17 protein-coding genes are annotated in these 16468 nt (G+C 69.7%); 11 read left to right on the plus strand and 6 right to left on the minus strand.

From position 1 onward, the window contains the following. Together A5704_RS12230 and A5704_RS12235 are read right to left on the minus strand one after the other, a co-directional pair. The coding region (locus A5704_RS12230) for an acetyl-CoA C-acetyltransferase (protein ID WP_067779918.1) at positions 1-924 on the minus strand (924 nt) is incomplete at its 3' end. 83 nt (positions 925-1007) lie between these two features. Further along, a complete protein-coding gene (locus A5704_RS12235) occupies positions 1008-1970 on the minus strand; it encodes an SGNH/GDSL hydrolase family protein (RefSeq protein ID WP_156675571.1) in 963 nt (320 codons plus the stop codon). Between the two features lie 243 nt (positions 1971-2213). On the opposite strand from A5704_RS12235, the gene A5704_RS12240 reads away from it, so the two are divergent. The 4 genes from A5704_RS12240 (at position 2214) to A5704_RS12255 (ending at position 6762) form a co-directional block, all read left to right on the plus strand. Continuing rightward, entirely contained in the window at positions 2214-3281 is a 1068-nt protein-coding gene (locus tag A5704_RS12240) for an alpha/beta hydrolase (RefSeq protein ID WP_067779907.1), read from the plus strand. Positions 3282-3348: 67 nt separating this feature from the next. Beyond that, positions 3349-4743 (plus strand): cystathionine beta-synthase, encoded by a 1395-nt coding sequence (locus tag A5704_RS12245; RefSeq protein ID WP_067759260.1) that lies wholly within the window; start codon positions 3349-3351, stop codon positions 4741-4743. A 102-nt stretch (positions 4744-4845) separates the two neighbouring features. Further along, on the plus strand, positions 4846-5553 hold the full coding sequence (locus A5704_RS12250) for an RDD family protein (RefSeq protein WP_067889224.1): 708 nt from the start codon (positions 4846-4848) through the stop codon (positions 5551-5553). A 48-nt stretch (positions 5554-5601) separates the two neighbouring features. After that, positions 5602-6762, plus strand: a complete 1161-nt coding sequence (locus A5704_RS12255) for a cystathionine gamma-synthase (RefSeq protein ID WP_067779904.1) — start codon at positions 5602-5604, stop codon at positions 6760-6762. An 18-nt stretch (positions 6763-6780) separates the two neighbouring features. Here the strand turns inward: A5704_RS12255 and greA are convergent, their stop codons facing one another. Both greA and A5704_RS12265 read right to left on the minus strand, forming a co-directional pair. Next, on the minus strand, positions 6781-7275 hold the full coding sequence (gene greA / locus A5704_RS12260) for a transcription elongation factor GreA (protein ID WP_065442111.1): 495 nt from the start codon (positions 7273-7275) through the stop codon (positions 6781-6783). Positions 7276-7497: 222 nt separating this feature from the next. Continuing rightward, on the minus strand, positions 7498-7923 hold the full coding sequence (locus A5704_RS12265) for a DUF4307 domain-containing protein (protein WP_067779901.1): 426 nt from the start codon (positions 7921-7923) through the stop codon (positions 7498-7500). Between the two features lie 115 nt (positions 7924-8038). Between A5704_RS12265 and mca the strand changes: the two genes are divergently transcribed. The 4 genes from mca to A5704_RS12285 are packed head-to-tail and all read left to right on the plus strand — an operon-like array spanning position 8039 to position 11589. Beyond that, complete coding sequence (gene mca, locus A5704_RS12270) at positions 8039-8911, plus strand: mycothiol conjugate amidase Mca (RefSeq protein WP_067779898.1); 873 nt, start codon at positions 8039-8041, stop codon at positions 8909-8911. Continuing rightward, entirely contained in the window at positions 8908-9207 is a 300-nt protein-coding gene (locus A5704_RS12275; RefSeq protein ID WP_067889209.1) for a hypothetical protein, read from the plus strand. The genes mca and A5704_RS12275 overlap by 4 nt, the downstream gene beginning before the upstream one ends. Further along, a complete protein-coding gene (locus A5704_RS12280; RefSeq protein WP_067889212.1) occupies positions 9194-11206 on the plus strand; it encodes a thioredoxin domain-containing protein in 2013 nt (670 codons plus the stop codon). The genes A5704_RS12275 and A5704_RS12280 overlap by 14 nt, the downstream gene beginning before the upstream one ends. 11 nt (positions 11207-11217) lie before the next feature. Further along, a complete protein-coding gene (locus tag A5704_RS12285; protein WP_067759205.1) occupies positions 11218-11589 on the plus strand; it encodes a nuclear transport factor 2 family protein in 372 nt (123 codons plus the stop codon). A gap of 5 nt (positions 11590-11594) precedes the next feature. Here A5704_RS12285 and A5704_RS12290 read toward each other — a convergent pair whose 3' ends face one another. Next, positions 11595-12362 (minus strand): hemolysin III family protein, encoded by a 768-nt coding sequence (locus tag A5704_RS12290; protein ID WP_067759198.1) that lies wholly within the window; start codon positions 12360-12362, stop codon positions 11595-11597. A 156-nt stretch (positions 12363-12518) separates the two neighbouring features. Here A5704_RS12290 and A5704_RS12295 point away from each other — a divergent pair, with 156 nt between their 5' ends. The 3 genes from A5704_RS12295 (at position 12519) to A5704_RS12305 (ending at position 15484) form a co-directional block, all read left to right on the plus strand. After that, on the plus strand, positions 12519-13307 hold the full coding sequence (locus A5704_RS12295; protein WP_067302187.1) for a (2Z,6E)-farnesyl diphosphate synthase: 789 nt from the start codon (positions 12519-12521) through the stop codon (positions 13305-13307). A gap of 44 nt (positions 13308-13351) precedes the next feature. Then, on the plus strand, positions 13352-14722 hold the full coding sequence (locus A5704_RS12300) for a hypothetical protein (RefSeq protein WP_067889215.1): 1371 nt from the start codon (positions 13352-13354) through the stop codon (positions 14720-14722). A 336-nt stretch (positions 14723-15058) separates the two neighbouring features. After that, a complete protein-coding gene (locus tag A5704_RS12305; protein ID WP_067759191.1) occupies positions 15059-15484 on the plus strand; it encodes a hypothetical protein in 426 nt (141 codons plus the stop codon). A 3-nt stretch (positions 15485-15487) separates the two neighbouring features. Here the strand turns inward: A5704_RS12305 and coaA are convergent, their stop codons facing one another. Then, on the minus strand, positions 15488-16426 hold the full coding sequence (gene coaA / locus A5704_RS12310) for a type I pantothenate kinase (RefSeq protein WP_067759188.1): 939 nt from the start codon (positions 16424-16426) through the stop codon (positions 15488-15490). Positions 16427-16468 lie beyond the last annotated feature (42 nt).

The raw sequence follows: 16468 nt of genomic DNA on the forward strand, positions 1-16468 counted from the left end.
GGACGCCTCGATCGGACCCAGCCCCATGATCTCCGGCGACAGGCCGCTGACGCCGGTGGACACGATGCGCGCCAGCGGGGTCAGGCCGAGTTCCTTGGCCTTGGTGTCGCTGGTGATCACCAGCGCGGCGGCGCCGTCGTTCAGCGGGCAGGCGTTGCCCGCCGTCACGGTGCCGTTGGGCCGGAACACCGGCTTGAGCTCGCTGACCTTCTCATACGTGGTACCGGGACGGGGGCCGTCGTCGGTGCTGACGGTGGTGCCGTCGGGCAGGGTCACCGGAACGATCTCGCGCTCGAAGAACCCACTCTTGATCGCTTCCTCGGCGCGGTTCTGGCTGCGCACGCCCCAGCGGTCCTGCTCCTCCCGGCTGACGCCGGTGAGGATGGCGACGTTCTCGGCGGTCTGACCCATCGCGATGTAGACGTCGGGCACGTTCCCGTCGGCCCGCGGGTCGTGCCATTCGTCGGCGCCGCCCGCCGCGGCGGCGGTGCGCTCCTGGGCCTCGTCGAACAACGGGTTCTTGGTGTCCGGCCATGAGTCGGAGTTGCCCTTGCCGAACCGGGACACGGTCTCCACGCCGGCCGAGATGAACGCGTCGCCCTCGCCGGCCTTGATGGCGTGGAACGCCATCCGGGTGGTCTGCAGCGACGAGGAGCAGTACCGGTTGACGGTGGTGCCGGGCAGGAAGTCATAGCCGAGCTCGACGGCGACCACCCGCGCCATGTTGAAGCCGGACTCGCCGCCGGGCAGGCCGCAGCCCAGGATCAGGTCGTCGATCTGGTGGGGGTTGAGCGCGGGCACCTTGTCCAGCGCCGCGCGCACCATCTGGGCGGCCAGGTCGTCGGGTCGCATGGAGACCAGCGACCCCTTCATCGCGCGGCCGATCGGCGAGCGGGCGGCGGAGACAATAACGGCTTCAGGCATGACGGTTCCCTTCAAATCCCTTCCGGATTCCGGCGAGCTCGCTTCACAAACCGTTGACTGGACGCCGACGGACTAGGACAAATCTAGTCGTTGCCAACCGGTGGGCACGAGGACGGGGCGGGTCCCGGCGCCGGGCGACGCCACAGCCGCGACATCACGCTGGTTCGGGTGTGCCGCTGTCCGAGCACCGGCGGGGTCGTCGACGCCGCCAATTCCAGCGGCGGGATGTCGACCTCCTCGCCCAGCGCCTCGCACAGCGCGCGCAGCAGCGCGTCGGCCGCGATCGCGTACGCCGGGGCGGACGGGTGGAAGCCGTCGGGGGAGAACATCACGTGCGGCGTCGACCGGAATTGGGGTGTCAGCAACTGCCCGAGCGGTACCGGCATGCCGCCCGCGGCCCGGACCGCCGCGGCCTGGGCGCGCGCGAGCTGCGAGCAGCGCTCGTGCGCCAGCGACCGAAGCGGTTGCGGGATGGCGGTGATGACACCCAGGTCGGGACAGGTGCCGGCGACCACCACCGCGCCGCGGGCGCGGAGCTTGCGAACGCTGAGCCCCAGCCGCTGCGCCGACTGGCTCACGCCGTTGAGGGCCGTCACGTCGTTGGCGCCCACCATGATCACCGCCGCGTCCGGCGGCGCCCCGGCCACGAACATCGCATCCACCTGGCCGCACACCCCCTTCGACGTGGCGCCGACGATGGCCTTTGTGCTCAGCCGGATCCGCTTGCCGGTCTGCTCGGCGAGGCCCCGGGCGATCCGGACCCCCGGCACCTCCTCGGGGCTCACGCACCCGTACCCGGCGGCGGTGGAATCGCCGAAGATCATCAAATGCAGGTCGACGGGCATGCCGCGGTGCCAACGCTCCACCGGCCCGCCGCCGCGGGTGTACACCCCGTCGGCGCGCGGCGGGATGTCCCATGACTTGGGGATGACGGTGCGCGCGTGCGTCGCCTGACCGACGAGCAGGTTGCGCGCACCCAGATAGGCAGTTCCTGTCGAGGCGAGGGCGCCTGCGGTGGCCAGGGCGATCGCCGAACGACGGGGCACCCGCATGGTCACGCAACCTATTTTAGATGGGCTTGCATGTTTGCGGGGTCGGGCGACGAACAATGTGGTCACGGGAGGAATCAAATTGGTAACGAATCAGACTTTTTAAATGTTCTCTTAAGAAGTGCCTGTCAAGCTGAGTCGGCGGGGTTGGCTGAGTGCCTTGGATGAGCGGCTGAACCAGACGCTTAGCTGCCTCGTCACATGCTGTATCGCACTACAACGGCGTAGGAAGTGTTGAGCATGAGCGCACCCGGTCAGGTATCCGGTTCCCCCCGGACTGCCCTTCGTCCTTATCAAGTTCTCAAGGCGCGTCGCGCGGAAACGCGCCGGTACGCGATGAGCGACGGCGCGCCGGTCGAGGTCCTCGAGTCCGGGCCCAGCGTTGCTGCGCGGCTGGCCAACCTGACGTCGCGGGTGACCATCCGGCCGGTGCTGTCCGTCGGTAGCCACGTCCCCAACTTCCCCTGGCCCTGGGGGCTGATCGACCTGGCGGCCCGGGTGGTGCTGCCGGTGTCGGCCACCGTGCGCGAGACGGTGAAGCTGCCCAACGCCTCGGCGCAGCTGGTGCGCGCGCCCGGTGTGCTGCCCGCCGACGGCACCCGCCGGGTGGTCGTCTACTTCCACGGCGGCGCGTTCCTGACGTGCGGGGCCAATTCGCACGGCCGGCTGGTCGAGACGTTGTCTCAGTCCGCCGACGCGCCGATCTTGGTGGTCAACTACCGGCTGCTGCCCAAGCACTCGATCGGGATGGCCCTCGACGACTGCCACGACGGCTACCAGTGGTTGCGGCTGCGCGGATATCAGCCGGATCAGATCGTGCTGGCAGGCGACTCCGCCGGCGGCTACCTGGCGCTCGCGCTGGCGCAACGCCTCCAGGAGGAGGGCGAGGAGCCCGCGGCGCTGGTGATGATCTCGCCGCTGCTGCAGCTGGCGAAGGAAGACAAGCAGGCCCATCCCAACATCAACACCGACGCGATGTTCTCGCACCGGGCGTTCGACGCGCTGGCCGAGCTGGTCGCCAGCGCGGCCACCAAGCACAAGGTCGCGGGGCGGCCCGAGGAGACCTACGAGCCGATCGAGCACATCAAGCCCGGCCTGCCGCGGACGCTGATCCACGTCTCGGGATCCGAGGTGTTGCTGCACGACGCGCGGCTGGCGGCGAGCCGGTTGGCCTCGGTCGGGGTGCCGGCCGAGGTGCGGGTGTGGCCCGGCCAGATTCACGACTTCCAGTTGGCCGCGCCGATCGTCCCCGAGGCGGTCCGGTCGCTGCGCCAGATCGGCGACTATATCCGCGAGGCCACCGGCTAGCGCAACGCCGCGGGCGTCAGGGGGAAGCCGTCGTGCACCGCGGGAACGTGCCTGACACGATGAACGCATGCGGATCGCCCAGCACATCAGTGAGCTCATCGGCGGCACGCCGCTCGTGCGCCTGAATTCCGTCGTCCCCCAGGGCGCCGGCACCGTGGCGGCCAAGGTCGAGTACCTCAACCCCGGGGGCAGCTCGAAGGACCGGATCGCGGTCCGCATGATCGACGCCGCCGAGGCGAGCGGGCTCCTGAAGCCCGGCGGCACCATCGTCGAACCCACCTCCGGCAACACCGGCGTCGGCCTGGCGCTGGTCGCCCAGCAGCGCGGGTACAAGTGCGTGTTCGTCTGCCCCGACAAAGTCGGCGAGGACAAGCGCAACGTGCTGCTCGCCTACGGCGCCGAGGTGGTGGTCTGCCCGACGGCCGTGCCGCCCGAGCACCCGGACAGCTACTACAGCGTCTCCGACCGGCTGACCCGGGAGATCGACGGCGCCTGGAAGCCCGACCAGTACGCCAACCCCGAGGGCCCGGCCAGTCACTACGCCAGCACCGGCCCGGAGATCTGGGCGGACACCGACGGCAAGGTCACCCATTTCGTCGCCGGCATCGGCACCGGCGGCACGATCACCGGCGCGGGCCGCTACCTCAAGGAGGTGTCGGGCGGCGCCGTGCGGATCATCGGCGCGGACCCCGAGGGGTCGGTGTACTCCGGGGGCACCGGCCGGCCCTACCTGGTCGAGGGCGTGGGCGAGGACTTCTGGCCCGCCGCCTACGACCCGACCGTGCCCGACCAGATCATCGCGGTGTCCGACTCCGACTCGTTCGACATGACCCGGCGGTTGGCCCGCGAGGAGGCGATGCTGGTCGGGGGGTCGTGCGGGATGGCGGTGGTGGCCGCGCTGAAGGTCGCCGAGGAGGCCGGCCCCGACGCTCTGGTGGTCGTGCTGCTGCCCGACGGCGGCCGCGGCTACATGGCGAAGATCTTCAACGACGCCTGGATGTCGTCGTACGGGTTCCTGCGCAGCCGCCTCGACGGTTCCACCGAGGAGTCCACGGTGGGCGACGTGCTGCGCGGCAAGTCCGGCGCCCTGCCCGACCTGGTGCACACCCATCCGTCCGAAACCGTGCGCGACGCCATCGGCATCCTGCGCGAGTACGAGGTGTCCCAGATGCCCGTGGTCGGCGCCGAGCCGCCGGTGATGGCCGGCGAGGTCGCGGGCAGCGTCTCCGAGCGCGAGCTGCTGTCGGCCGTCTTCGAGGGCCGGGCCAAGTTGGCCGACGCCGTCGCGCTGCACATGAGCCCGCCGCTGCCGATGATCGGCGCGGGGGAGTTGGTCAGCGCGGCGGGCAAGGCCCTGCGCGACTGGGATGCGTTGATGGTGGTCGAGGAGGGCAAACCCGTCGGGGTGATCACCCGATATGACCTGCTCGGCTTCCTTTCGGACGGGCCGCGGCGACGCTGACGACGCGCCCGTCCGGCGCGTGACGATGTCTCGCCCGGCCGCTGTGCGCTCGGGTACTGTAATGCCGCCTGGTTCAGCTGGTCCGCAGTGGAAGGGGTGCTCGTGACCGATCAACCGCCGCCCGGCGGCGACTACCCGCCGCCGCCGCCCGGATCACCCGGCGGTCAGCAGACCCCGCCCGCGTCGTCGACACCGGCCGGCGGTTCCTATCCGCCGCCCCCGCCTCCGCCCGGTGGCGGCTCCTATCCGCCGCCCCCGCCGTCCTCAGGTGGGTACGCCCCGCCGCCCCCCGGACCGGCGATCCGCACGTTGCCGACGGAGTCCTACACGCCGTGGCTCAGCCGGTTCCTGGCGTTCGTCATCGACATCCTCCCGTACGCCGTCGTCCACGGCATCGGCACCGGGATCCTCGTCGCCACGCAGCAGACGGCGTGCGTCACCGACGTGACGCAGTACGCCGTCAACCAGTACTGCGCGACGCAAAACTCGACCATCGGCCTGGCCGCGCAGTGGCTGGCCTCGCTGGTGGGTCTGTTCTATCTGATCTGGAACTACGGCTACCGCCAGGGCACCACCGGGTCGAGCGTCGGCAAGTCGGTGATGAAGTTCAAGGTGGTCAGCGAGGTCACCGGCCAGCCCATCGGTTTCGGGATGTCGGTGGTGCGTTCCCTGGCGCACTTCGTCGACGCGATCATCTGCTTCATCGGTTTCCTTTTCCCGCTGTGGGATTCGAAGCGGCAAACGCTGGCGGACAAGATCATGACGACCGTCTGCCTGCCGTCCGACGGAACCGAGCAGCTGCCGGGCTAGTCGTGCGGGCGCGGTAGCCGGGGCGGCCGTCGCCTAGGCTGATCGTCGATGAGCGCCGACCGCACCGGACACTTCACCGGACTCGCCACCAAAGCGATTCACGCCGGCTACCGGCCGGACCCGGCGACCGGGGCGGTCAACGCCCCGATCTACGCCAGCAGCACCTTCGCCCAGGACGGCGTCGGCACGCTGCGCGGAGGATTCGAATACGCGCGCACCGGAAACCCGACGCGCGCCGCGCTGGAGGCCTCGCTCGCGGCGGTCGAAGAAGGCGGCCACGGGCGGGCGTTCGCCTCGGGCATGGCCGCCACCGATTGCGCCCTGCGGGCGATGCTGCGGCCCGGCGACCACGTGATCATCCCCAACGACGCCTACGGCGGCACCTTCCGGCTGATCGACAAGGTGTTCACGCAGTGGGGCGTTCACTACACGCCGGTCGCGCTGTCCGACCTCGACGCCGTCCGCGCGGCCATCACGCCGCAGACCCGCCTGATCTGGGTGGAGACGCCGACCAACCCGCTGCTGTCCATCGCCGACATCGCGGCCCTCGCCGAAGTCGGTCAGCAGTACTCGTCAAAGGTGTTGGTGGACAACACTTTTGCCTCACCTGCGCTGCAGCAGCCGCTGACGCTGGGCGCCGACGTGGTGCTGCATTCGACCACCAAGTACATCGGTGGCCACTCCGACGTGGTGGGCGGCGCGCTGATCACCAACGACGCCGAGCTGGACGTGGCTTTCGCGTTCCTGCAGAACGGAGCCGGGGCGGTGCCCGGCCCGTTCGACGCCTACCTGACCATGCGCGGGCTGAAGACCTTGGTGCTGCGGATGCAGCGGCACAGCGAAAACGCCTCGGCCGTAGCCGAATACCTCGCCGGGCACCCGGCGGTGAGCGCCGTGCTGTATCCCGGCCTGCCGGGCCATCCCGGGCACGAGGTCGCCGCCCGGCAGATGCGCGGGTTCGGCGGCATGGTGTCGGTGCGCATGCGGGGCGGCCGGCAGGCCGCGCGGGATCTGTGCGCCCGCACCGAGGTGTTCATCCTGGCCGAATCGCTCGGGGGGGTCGAGTCGCTGATCGAGCACCCCAGCGCCATGACGCACGCGTCGACGGCCGGTTCCCAACTGGAAGTGCCCGACGACCTGGTGCGGCTGTCGGTCGGCATCGAAGACGAGGCGGACCTGCTGGCCGACCTCGAGCAGGCCCTCGGCTGACCAGCGCCCCGACGGCGCCTACGAGTGGTACGGCTCCGCGCTGACGAGCGTGACCTCGACGGTGTTGCCGTTGGGCACCACGTAGCTGCGGGTCTCGCCCACCTTGGCGTCGATCAGGGCTCCGCCCAGCGGTGAGTTGGGCGAGTACACCTCGAGCTTGCCGTCGTTGACGCCCTCCTGGCGGGTGGCGATCAGGAAGGTCTCACTGTCCGACTTGTCGCCGTTGTAGTAGACCTTCACCACCGAACCGGGCAATGCGACACCGGACTGCTTGGGCGCTTCGCCGACCTTGGCGTTGTTGAGCAGGTCCTGCAGCTGACGGATGCGGGCCTCCTGCTGGCCCTGCTCCTCACGGGCGGCGTGGTAGCCGCCGTTCTCGCGCAGGTCGCCTTCTTCCCGGCGGTCGTTGATCTCCGCGGCGATGACCGGACGATTCGCGATCAATTGATCGAGCTCCGCCTTCAGCCGGTCATGTGACTCCTGGGTCAGCCACGTCACCGAAGTGTCCGTCATCTCGTCGTGCTCCTCGTGTTGTCGTTCCGCGAAACCGCGTAAGCCTGTTAAACCCCACCGCCGGAGGTATCCGGGTTCTCTCCCCGAGTGCTGCCGATCCGTTGTGCTCACGGCCTTAATGCAGCAATACACGGTCCCATCAGGAACCGTGCATTCACCCATGTTACCACCGCGCAAACAATTGATGACCCCAAATTCGCAGTTCGGCTGTTGTCCGGGGGCTCACGCCGGCCGCAGATAGGCGGGCACGTCGGTTCCGCACCCGTAGATGTCGGCCATCACGGGCGGTTTGCTGGACTTCACCGTGGTGGTCAGCTGCACCGTGGCCGCCTCGGACGGAGGCACCAGCACCTCCCGGCGGCCCGTCTCGCTGCCGTCCTTGGCCCGGACCCGCACGATGCAGTCCACCGGCCGCGACGGATCGGATCGCGTCACGCTGATCGTTACCGACGCGGTCTGGTCGTCGACCAGCCGATAGCCGGCCAGCGTGCCCGTCACGGCGCTGGTGCCCAGCCGGTGGTAGCCGACGACGGCGATCACCAGGCCGGCGGCGACCACCAGCGCGCCGAGGCCGACGATGACCCAGCGCCGGCGCACCCGGGAGCGCCCGTAGCGGCTCTCCGGGCGGGAGGCGGAAGTTTCGGTCATCTGGTGGGTATGCCTGGATGGTCGGCTGCCGGGCGGTGGCCGGCAGCATGCAACGATCTGAAGAACTGGAATTATAGGTTCGCAACCGGCGACCAGTTGACCGACAAGGGGGCACGTGAGCGAGCTGCGGTTGATGGCGGTGCACGCCCACCCCGACGACGAGTCCAGCAAGGGCGCCGCCACCCTCGCCCGGTACGCCGACGAGGGGCACCGGGTGCTGGTGGTGACGCTGACCGGTGGTGAACGCGGCGACATTCTCAACCCGGCGATGGACCTGCCCGAGGTGCACGGCCACATCGCCGAGATCCGCCGTGACGAGATGGCGAAGGCCGCCGAGATCCTCGGTGTCGAGCACACCTGGCTCGGCTTCGTCGACTCCGGCTTGCCGCAGGGGGACCCGCCGCCCCCGCTGCCGGAAGGATGCTTCGCGCTGGTGCCGCTGGAGGAGTCGGTCGAGGCGTTGGTCCGCGTCGTTCGCGAGTTCCGCCCGCACGTGATCACCACCTACGACGAGAACGGCGGCTACCCGCACCCCGATCACATTCGCTGCCACCAGGTTTCGGTCGGCGCCTTCGAGGCGGCCGGCGACTATCGGCGTTTTCCCGATGCGGGCGAGCCGTGGACGGTGTCCAAGCTCTACTACATCCACGGGTTCCTGCGGGCCCGGATGCAGTTGCTGCACGACGAAGCCGTCAAGCACGGCCAGGAACCCCCGTTCAAGAAGTGGCTCGAGCATTGGGACGCCGCGCACGACCCCTTCGAGTCCCGGGTGACGACGCGCGTCGAGTGCTCGAAGTACTTCAGCCAGCGTGATGACGCGCTGCGGGCCCACACCACCCAGATCGACCCCGAGCACGACTTCTTCGCCGCGCCCATCGAATGGCAGCAGCGGCTGTGGCCGACGGAGGAATTCGAGCTCGCGCGCTCGCGCGTCCCCGTCCGGCTGCCCGAGGACGACCTGTTCGCCGGAATCGAGAGTGACGGGTGAACCACGTTCTTCTGATGGCGAGCGCGCTGGCGGACGGCGCGCCGCAGCACACCGGGCCCGATTTCGGCAAGGCCAGCCCGATCGGGCTGCTGATCGTCGTGTTGCTGCTGATCGCCACGCTGTTGCTGCTGCGGTCGATGAACCGGCAGCTCAAGAAGGTGCCCAAGTCGTTTGACCCCGAGCTCGACCAGGCCGCCGACGAGAGGACCGAAGGGGTCGACGGCGCCGACGGACAGCCGCCGGACCAGGCCAAGGGATCGCAGCGGCCCCCGGGACCGGGCGATGAGCCGGGCTGACGCCGCTACGACCAACACCCTCGGGCTGGCCACCAGCCCATATTTGCGCCAGCACGCCGACAACCCGGTGCACTGGCAGCAGTGGACCCCGCAGGCCCTGGCGGCCGCGGCCGAGCGCGACGTGCCGATCCTGCTTTCCATCGGCTACGCGGCCTGCCACTGGTGTCACGTCATGGCCCACGAATCGTTCGAGGACGACGAGGTGGCCGCCGCCATGAACTCCGGATTCGTCTGCATCAAAGTCGATCGGGAGGAGCGCCCGGATCTCGACGCCGTCTACATGAACGCCACCGTCGCGCTGACCGGGCACGGGGGTTGGCCGATGACGTGTTTCCTGACGCCGGACGGACGGCCGTTCTTCTGCGGCACTTACTACCCGAAAGATGGCTTTCTGCAACTTCTTTCGGCCGTATCCGCCACCTGGCGCCAGCGCCGCGGCGAGGTGGAGGAGGCGTCCGACGCCATCGCCGGCGAGCTGCGTGCGATGTCGGCGGGCCTGCCCTCCGGCGGCCCGGACGTCGCGCCCGCGCTGTGTGACCACGCGGTGGCCGCGGTGCTCCACGACCAGGACACCGCACGCGGCGGCTTCGGCGGCGCACCCAAATTCCCGCCGTCGGCGATTCTCGAGGCGCTGCTGCGCAACTACGAACGCACCGGATCCCAGGCGGCGCTGGATGCGGTCGCGCGCACCTGTACCGCGATGGCCCGCGGCGGCATCTACGACCAGCTCGCCGGCGGCTTCGCCCGCTACAGCGTCGACAACGCTTGGGTGGTACCGCATTTCGAGAAGATGCTGTACGACAACGCGTTGCTGCTGCGCGCCTACGCGCACTGGGCCCGGCGCACCGGGGACCCGTTGGCGCGCCGGGTCGCCGCCCAGACGGCGCGGTTTCTGCTCGACGACCTGGCCGACGGCGCCGTGTTCACGTCGTCGCTGGACGCCGACGCCGACGGCCGCGAGGGCTCGACGTACGTGTGGACGCCCGAGCAGCTGACCGAGGCGCTCGGCCCCGACGATAGCCCTTGGGCCGCAACGTTTTTCGCGGTCAACGCAACCGGCACCTTCGAACACGGAACCTCGGTGCTGCAAGCCCCCGCCGATCCTGACGACCCGCAACGGCTGGAGCGGGTGCGGGCCGCCCTGCTGACCGCCCGCCTGGCCCGACCCCAACCCGGGCGTGACGACAAGGTCGTCACGTCCTGGAACGGCCTGGCGATCACCGCGCTGGCCGAAGCCGCCGTCGCGTTGGACGACCCCGACCTCGCCTGCGCCGCGCGGAACTGCGCGACCGCGCTGCTGGGCTCGCACCTCGTCGACGGGCGGCTGCGGCGGGCCAGCCTCGGCGGCGTGGTCGGCGACAGCGCCGCCATCCTCGAGGATCACGCGACGCTGGCCACCGGCCTGCTCGCGCTCCATCAGCTGGACGCCGACGCCGGGTGGCTGACCGCCGCGACCGAGCTGCTCGACACCGCGCTGCGGCACTTCGCCGACCCGGAGCAACCGGGTCGCTGGTTCGACACCGCCGACGACGCCGAGCGGCTGATGGTGCGGCCCGCCGACCCGCTGGACGGCGCGACCCCGTCCGGCGCGTCCTCGATCACCGAGGCGCTGCTGACCGCGGCGCACCTGGTTGAGGGGGAGCGCGCGGAGCGGTACCTGCGTGCGGCGGGCGAGGCGCTCGGCGCGCATTCGCTGTTGCTCGAGCGCGCGCCGCGCTCGGCGGGCCACTGGCTGGCGGTCGCCGAAGCCGCCATCCGGGGTCCGCTGCAGATCGCCGTCGCCTGCGATCCGTCGCGGTCGCCGCTGCTGGCCGAGGCGCGACGGTTGGCGCCCGGCGGGGCGATCGTCGTGGGCGGCGAAAAGGACTCGTCGGCGCTGCTGGCCGGCCGCGACCGGGTGGCCGCCGCCGACGCCGCCTACGTGTGCCGCGGCCGCGTGTGCGACCTGCCGGTCACCACCGCCGAAGACCTCGCGGAGGCGCTGGCGGCGCCACGGTAGCGTGACGTTTCATGCCGAGCGCCGAACAGATCACCGACACGGTCAACCGCTACATCGAACTGGTCGCCAAGGGCGGCGCCGACGAACTGGTCGAGCTCTACGCCGATGACGCCACGGTCGAGGATCCCGTCGGCGGCGAGGTGCACATCGGGCGCCAGGCGATCCACGGCTTCTACTCCGCGGTCAACGACGTCCAGCGCGAGTGCGAGTTGGTGACGCTGCGGGTGGCCGGCAACGAGGCGGCCTTCCATTTCCGCCTCACGATCACCGCCGGGGAGCACCGCATGGTGATCGAGCCGATCGACGTGATGGCGTTCGACGAGGACGGCAAGGTCGCCCACATGAAGGCCTACTGGTCAGCGGCCGACGTCACCCACTCCTAGCCGGCTCAGTGCAGCCACGCCTGGTTGCCGACGTAGAACACCGCGAACCACATGGCGATGTAGTGCAGGATCGCCGCTACGGCGGTGAAAGCGTGGAAGAACTCGTGGTAGCCGAACGTGCTGGGCCACGGGTCGGGCCAGCGCAGCGCGTAGAAGATGCCGCCGACGCTGTAGAACACGCCGCCGACGGCCAGCAGCACCATCGCAGCCACCCCGGCCTTGTGCAGGATGGTCGGGCAGTACCACACGGCCACCCAGCCCAGCACGATGTACAGCGGCACGCCCAGCCAGCGCGGCGCCGACGGCCAGCACACCTTGAGCAGGATGCCCGCCACCGCGCCGCCCCAGACGATCCACAGCACCTCCATCCCGGTTTGCTGCGGCATGGCCAGGCGGGCGAACGGTGTGTAGCTGCCGGCGATGAACACGAAGATCATCGAGTGGTCGAGCCGCTTCATCAGGTTGCGGGCGGCCGCCGACTTCCACTGCACCCGGTGGTAGGTGGCGCTGACGGCGAACATCGCCACCGTTGCCGCCGCGTAGACCAGCGTCGAGTGCCCTGCGCGCGGCGAGGACGCGGCCCACGACACCGAGACCAGGGTTGCGCCGGTGATGATCGCCAGCCAGGCGGAGACGAAGTGGATCCAGCCGCGCATGCGGGGCTTGGTGAGGACGCTGGCCGCGCCTTCGACAAGCTGTTCGACCGTATTGCCCGGCGTGATCGCCTCGGCTCCGCGCTCTGGGGTGGCGGGTGTGCTCGTCTGGCTACTCATATCTCCTGGGGCCTCGTCGTGCAGGTCGGGAAACTGCCAGTGGCTGCTTACCCGCCACAGTAATCGGCAACCGCCGCGGAGGGGTGTTCGCATCGCGGTGAGATCGCCGGATCAGCAGGGGGGAATTTGGTGTAGCTCACAGTAGGCTGAGTCTCCGTGGAAATTATCCCGCCGCGTCTCAAAGAGCCGCTGTATCGCGTCTACGAGCTGCGGCTGCGGCAGGGTCTGGCGTCGTCCAAATCCGACCTGCCCCGCCACATCGCGGTCCTGTGCGACGGCAACCGGCGGTGGGCCCGCGACGCCGGCTACGCCGACGTCAGCTACGGCTACCGCATGGGCGCCGCGAAGATCGCCGAGATGCTGCGCTGGTGCCAGGAGGCCGGCATCGAGATGACCACGGTCTACCTGCTGTCCACGGAGAACCTGCAGCGCGATCCCGAGGAACTGGCCGGTCTGATCGAGATCATCACCGATGTCGTCGAGGAGATCTGCGCGCCGGCCAACCGCTGGAGCGTGCGCACCGTCGGCGATCTGGAGTTGCTCGGCGAGGAACCGGCCCGGCGGCTGCGCGGCGCGGTGGAGTCGACGCCCGTCGTGGCGCCGTTCCACGTCAACGTCGCGGTGGGTTACGGCGGCCGTCGCGAGATCGTCGACGCGGTGCGGGCGCTGCTGAGCAAGGAGCTCGCCAACGGTGCGTCCGCCGAGGAGCTCATCGACGCGGTGACCGTCGACGGCATCTCCGAAAACCTGTACACCTCCGGGCAACCCGATCCCGACCTGGTCATCCGCACGTCGGGGGAACAACGCCTCTCCGGGTTCCTGCTGTGGCAGAGCGCGTATTCGGAGATGTGGTTCACGGAGGCGCACTGGCCCGCATTCCGCCGGGTCGATTTCCTGCGTGCGCTGCGCGACTACAGCCAGCGGCACCGCCGGTACGGCAAGTAGCCGAGGGGCTTAGCGGTCGTTCGACTCCGTGACAAACTAGGTTCATGGCTGCGCTGTCGGCGGTGGTGTTCACGCTGAGCGGCTGGCTCGGGTTGTACCTGCTGGCTCGCGATCCACGTAAGCCGGTGCTGGTGTTGGCGGCGATCGGGCTGTGCGGCTTCGCGTTCGTGGTGGGGCTGGACGGCGTGCGGACCGTCAGCCCGGCGTACGCGCACCTGCTCGCCCGCGTCGAGATCTACCTGGTGGCGATCCCCGGTGTGGCGTGGTTCGCGGTGCTCGTCGAGCTGTGCCGGCCCAGCGACGGTTCGAGGGCGCGCACCCGAGAGGTGCTGCTGGTCGCCGGGGTCGCGGCGCTGACGCTGGTCGGGGCAATGCTGGCCGGCAGTGTCGACGGGCCGCTGCGCACGGGCCACTGGGTGATGTTCGCGGTGATCTCGGTGTCCACCTTCGGCGCGATGGCGGTCGCGTTGCGGCAGCCCCGCCGGCCGCGGTCGGCCGTCGGGCTCGCCGTCGTCGCGACCCTGTTCTTCGCGCTGGGCAACGCCATCCTGATCATTCCGCTGGGCCTGGTGCCCAGCTGGGTTGCGCTCGCATCGACGAGCCTCGACGTCCTCTCCCTCGGGATCGCCGTGGCCCTGTGGGACGCGTTCGACGAGGGCCAGGCGTTGCGCGCCGACATGCTCCGCTCGTTCGCCGGCTCGGTGGCGGTGGCGGTGCTGTTCGGCGCCCAGGCGCTGATCGGCCTGGCGCTGACGCGCGACGACCGTGCCGCGCAGACCGCGCTCACCGTGCTGCTGTTCACCAGCCTGGCCGTCGCGATCGCCGTGCAGGTGCTCGCGGATCCGCTGGCCGGGGTTCTCGACCGGCTGGCGTTCTCGAAATCGCCTGCGCTGCGCGAGGATCGGGCGGCGCTGCGCAACACCGGCGCGGCGCTGCCGCTGCGGTCGGTGGATCCGCTCAACCACGTCGACGACGCCACGTTCGCCAGGCTCACCCGCCGGGCCCTGACGCACTACGCCGACCTGAGCAAACTGGTCGCCAGCCCGTTGACCGCGCTGCCCGTCATCGACGAGCGGCTCGCCGAGCGGGGCGCACCCGACCATCCGCTGGAGCGGGCCAACGAGCTCAAGGCGGTTCTCGCCGAGGCGATCGGGCGGCTCAAACCGCGCGACGCCGGCGACTTCGGGACCACCGAGCAGTGGCGGCACTACAACTCGCTGTACTTCCCCTACGTCGTCGGGGTGCGCGCCTACGCGCAGAACGCCACCGCCGCGGGACTGGATCCGATCGCCCGGCAGGCCTGGCAGTGGTTGGTGACCGACGTGCCGCAACGCTCGCTGCACAACTGGCAGAACGCCGCCGCCCGGTTGATCGCCGCGGACCTGCGGGCCCGGGTCCCCGTGACCAGCGACTAGCCGCTCGACCCCGGCGTCCGTGACTTCAGTCACCGGCGGCGGCGTCGTGCCCGGCTCGCAGCGACACCGCGGTCGGCACCCGCCGGAGGCGCGACTGTCGCGCTGAGGCGGGTACACCGCGTGTCCCCGAAAATGTGTGACTGCTGGGGCTGCTGAGCGCCAGGCTGGCGTCTGTCGAATAACAATCGGGATTCGGGACCGCAAACGGGAATAGCCGAGTGAACTCGCTGGTCTGTGTATGCGTGGCAGTAGTTGGCAGTGCCACGAGTCGATATGGCAGTGGGCCGGCGGCACGCTGATGTTCGACCCCCAATCGCCATCGCGAGGAGTAATCACATGATGTATGCATCTGGCGCACCCGGTCTGGCGACCCGACCCCTCTACGACGCGACCGACTCGCTGTTGCGTTTCGCCATGCGCGCCGACGCCACCCTCACCGGACTGTGCGGTTTGGCCATCGCCTTTCTCGCCGACCCACTTTCATCGCTGACGGGCCTGACGTCGTTGCAGGAGTACAGCCTCGGCGCCCTGTTCGTGTTCAGCGGCTTGGCCGTGTTCCTCGTTGCGGCGGCGCCGAACCTGCGCCGCGTCGGCATCGGCGTCATCGTGGCCAACGTCGTGTTCACGCTGGCAGCGATCGTGGCCGCGGGCGTGTTTCCGCTGTCCGCCACCGGGATCGCTGCCACGCTGGCCGTCGGCGTGTACACCGCGGCGTTCGCCGGGCTGCAGTACCTGGGGGTGCGCCGCCTCGAAACGGCGTGACCGCTAGAGCTTGCGCAACCGGAGCCGGTTGATGGAATGGTCGGCGTCCTTGCGCAGCACCAGGGTGGCCCGGGGCCGCGTGGGCAGGATGTTCTCGACCAGGTTCGGACGGTTGATGGATCGCCAGATCTCGCGCGCCGCGGCGACGGCCTTGGTGTCGTTGAGCGCGGAGTAGTGGTGGAAGTGCGATTCGGGGTCGGCGAAGGCGGTGCCCCGCAACGACAGGAACCGCGACACGTACCACTGCTCGATGTCCTCGATCCGGGCGTCCACGTACAGCGAGAAGTCGAACAGGTCCGACACCATCAAGGTCGGCCCGGTCTGCAGCACGTTGAGGCCCTCCAGGATCAAGATGTCGGGATGGCGGACCACGTGCTTGGCCCCGGGAATGATGTCGTATTTCAGGTGCGAGTAGACCGGCGCGCACGCGTAGTCCGAGCCGGACTTGACCGACGTCACGAACCGCATCAGCGCCCTGCGGTTGTAGCTCTCCGGAAAACCTTTGCGGTGCATCAGGTTTCGCCGGCCGAGTTCGGCGTTCGGGTACAGGAAGCCGTCGGTGGTCACCAGGTCGACCCTCGGGTGGTGATCCCAGCGGGCGAGCAGGGCCTGCAGCACGCGGGCGGTGGTGGATTTGCCCACCGCGACACTGCCGGCCACGCCGATCACGAACGGCACCGGCCGGTCCGGATTTTGCTGCGGCTCACCGAGGAACTCCGCGGTGGCGGCAAACAACCGCTGGCGGGCGGCGACCTGAAGGTGAATGAGCCGGGCCAGCGGCAGGTAGACCTCTTCCACTTCGAGGAGGTCAAGCTGCTCGCCGAGACCGCGCAGGCCAACCAATTCCTCTTCGGTGAGGGCCAGCGGCGTCGACATGCGAAGCGCGCGCCATTGCTTTCGGTCGAACTCCACATAGGGGCTCGGCTCGCTAAGCCGCGGCATGGTGCAAGTGTTGCAGGGGCGGACGCGCGCCCGACGGCTGGG

This window comes from Mycobacterium sp. E735, from assembly GCF_001666955.1.
Classification (GTDB): domain Bacteria; phylum Actinomycetota; class Actinomycetes; order Mycobacteriales; family Mycobacteriaceae; genus Mycobacterium.

What these genes read in the sequence shown, in the direction of transcription:
- A5704_RS12285 (WP_067759205.1), top strand. Translation starts at nt 11,218, where the DNA reads ATGCCGAGCGCCGAACAGATCACCGACACGGTCAACCGCTACATCGAA.
- coaA (WP_067759188.1), bottom strand. Translation starts at nt 16,426, where the DNA reads ATGCCGCGGCTTAGCGAGCCGAGCCCCTATGTGGAGTTCGACCGAAAG.
- A5704_RS12290 (WP_067759198.1), bottom strand. Translation starts at nt 12,362, where the DNA reads ATGAGTAGCCAGACGAGCACACCCGCCACCCCAGAGCGCGGAGCCGAG.
- A5704_RS12265 (WP_067779901.1), bottom strand. Translation starts at nt 7,923, where the DNA reads ATGACCGAAACTTCCGCCTCCCGCCCGGAGAGCCGCTACGGGCGCTCC.
- A5704_RS12245 (WP_067759260.1), top strand. Translation starts at nt 3,349, where the DNA reads ATGCGGATCGCCCAGCACATCAGTGAGCTCATCGGCGGCACGCCGCTC.
- A5704_RS12240 (WP_067779907.1), top strand. Translation starts at nt 2,214, where the DNA reads ATGAGCGCACCCGGTCAGGTATCCGGTTCCCCCCGGACTGCCCTTCGT.
- A5704_RS12300 (WP_067889215.1), top strand. Translation starts at nt 13,352, where the DNA reads ATGGCTGCGCTGTCGGCGGTGGTGTTCACGCTGAGCGGCTGGCTCGGG.
- greA (WP_065442111.1), bottom strand. Translation starts at nt 7,275, where the DNA reads ATGACGGACACTTCGGTGACGTGGCTGACCCAGGAGTCACATGACCGG.
- A5704_RS12280 (WP_067889212.1), top strand. Translation starts at nt 9,194, where the DNA reads ATGAGCCGGGCTGACGCCGCTACGACCAACACCCTCGGGCTGGCCACC.
- A5704_RS12305 (WP_067759191.1), top strand. Translation starts at nt 15,059, where the DNA reads ATGATGTATGCATCTGGCGCACCCGGTCTGGCGACCCGACCCCTCTAC.
- A5704_RS12255 (WP_067779904.1), top strand. Translation starts at nt 5,602, where the DNA reads ATGAGCGCCGACCGCACCGGACACTTCACCGGACTCGCCACCAAAGCG.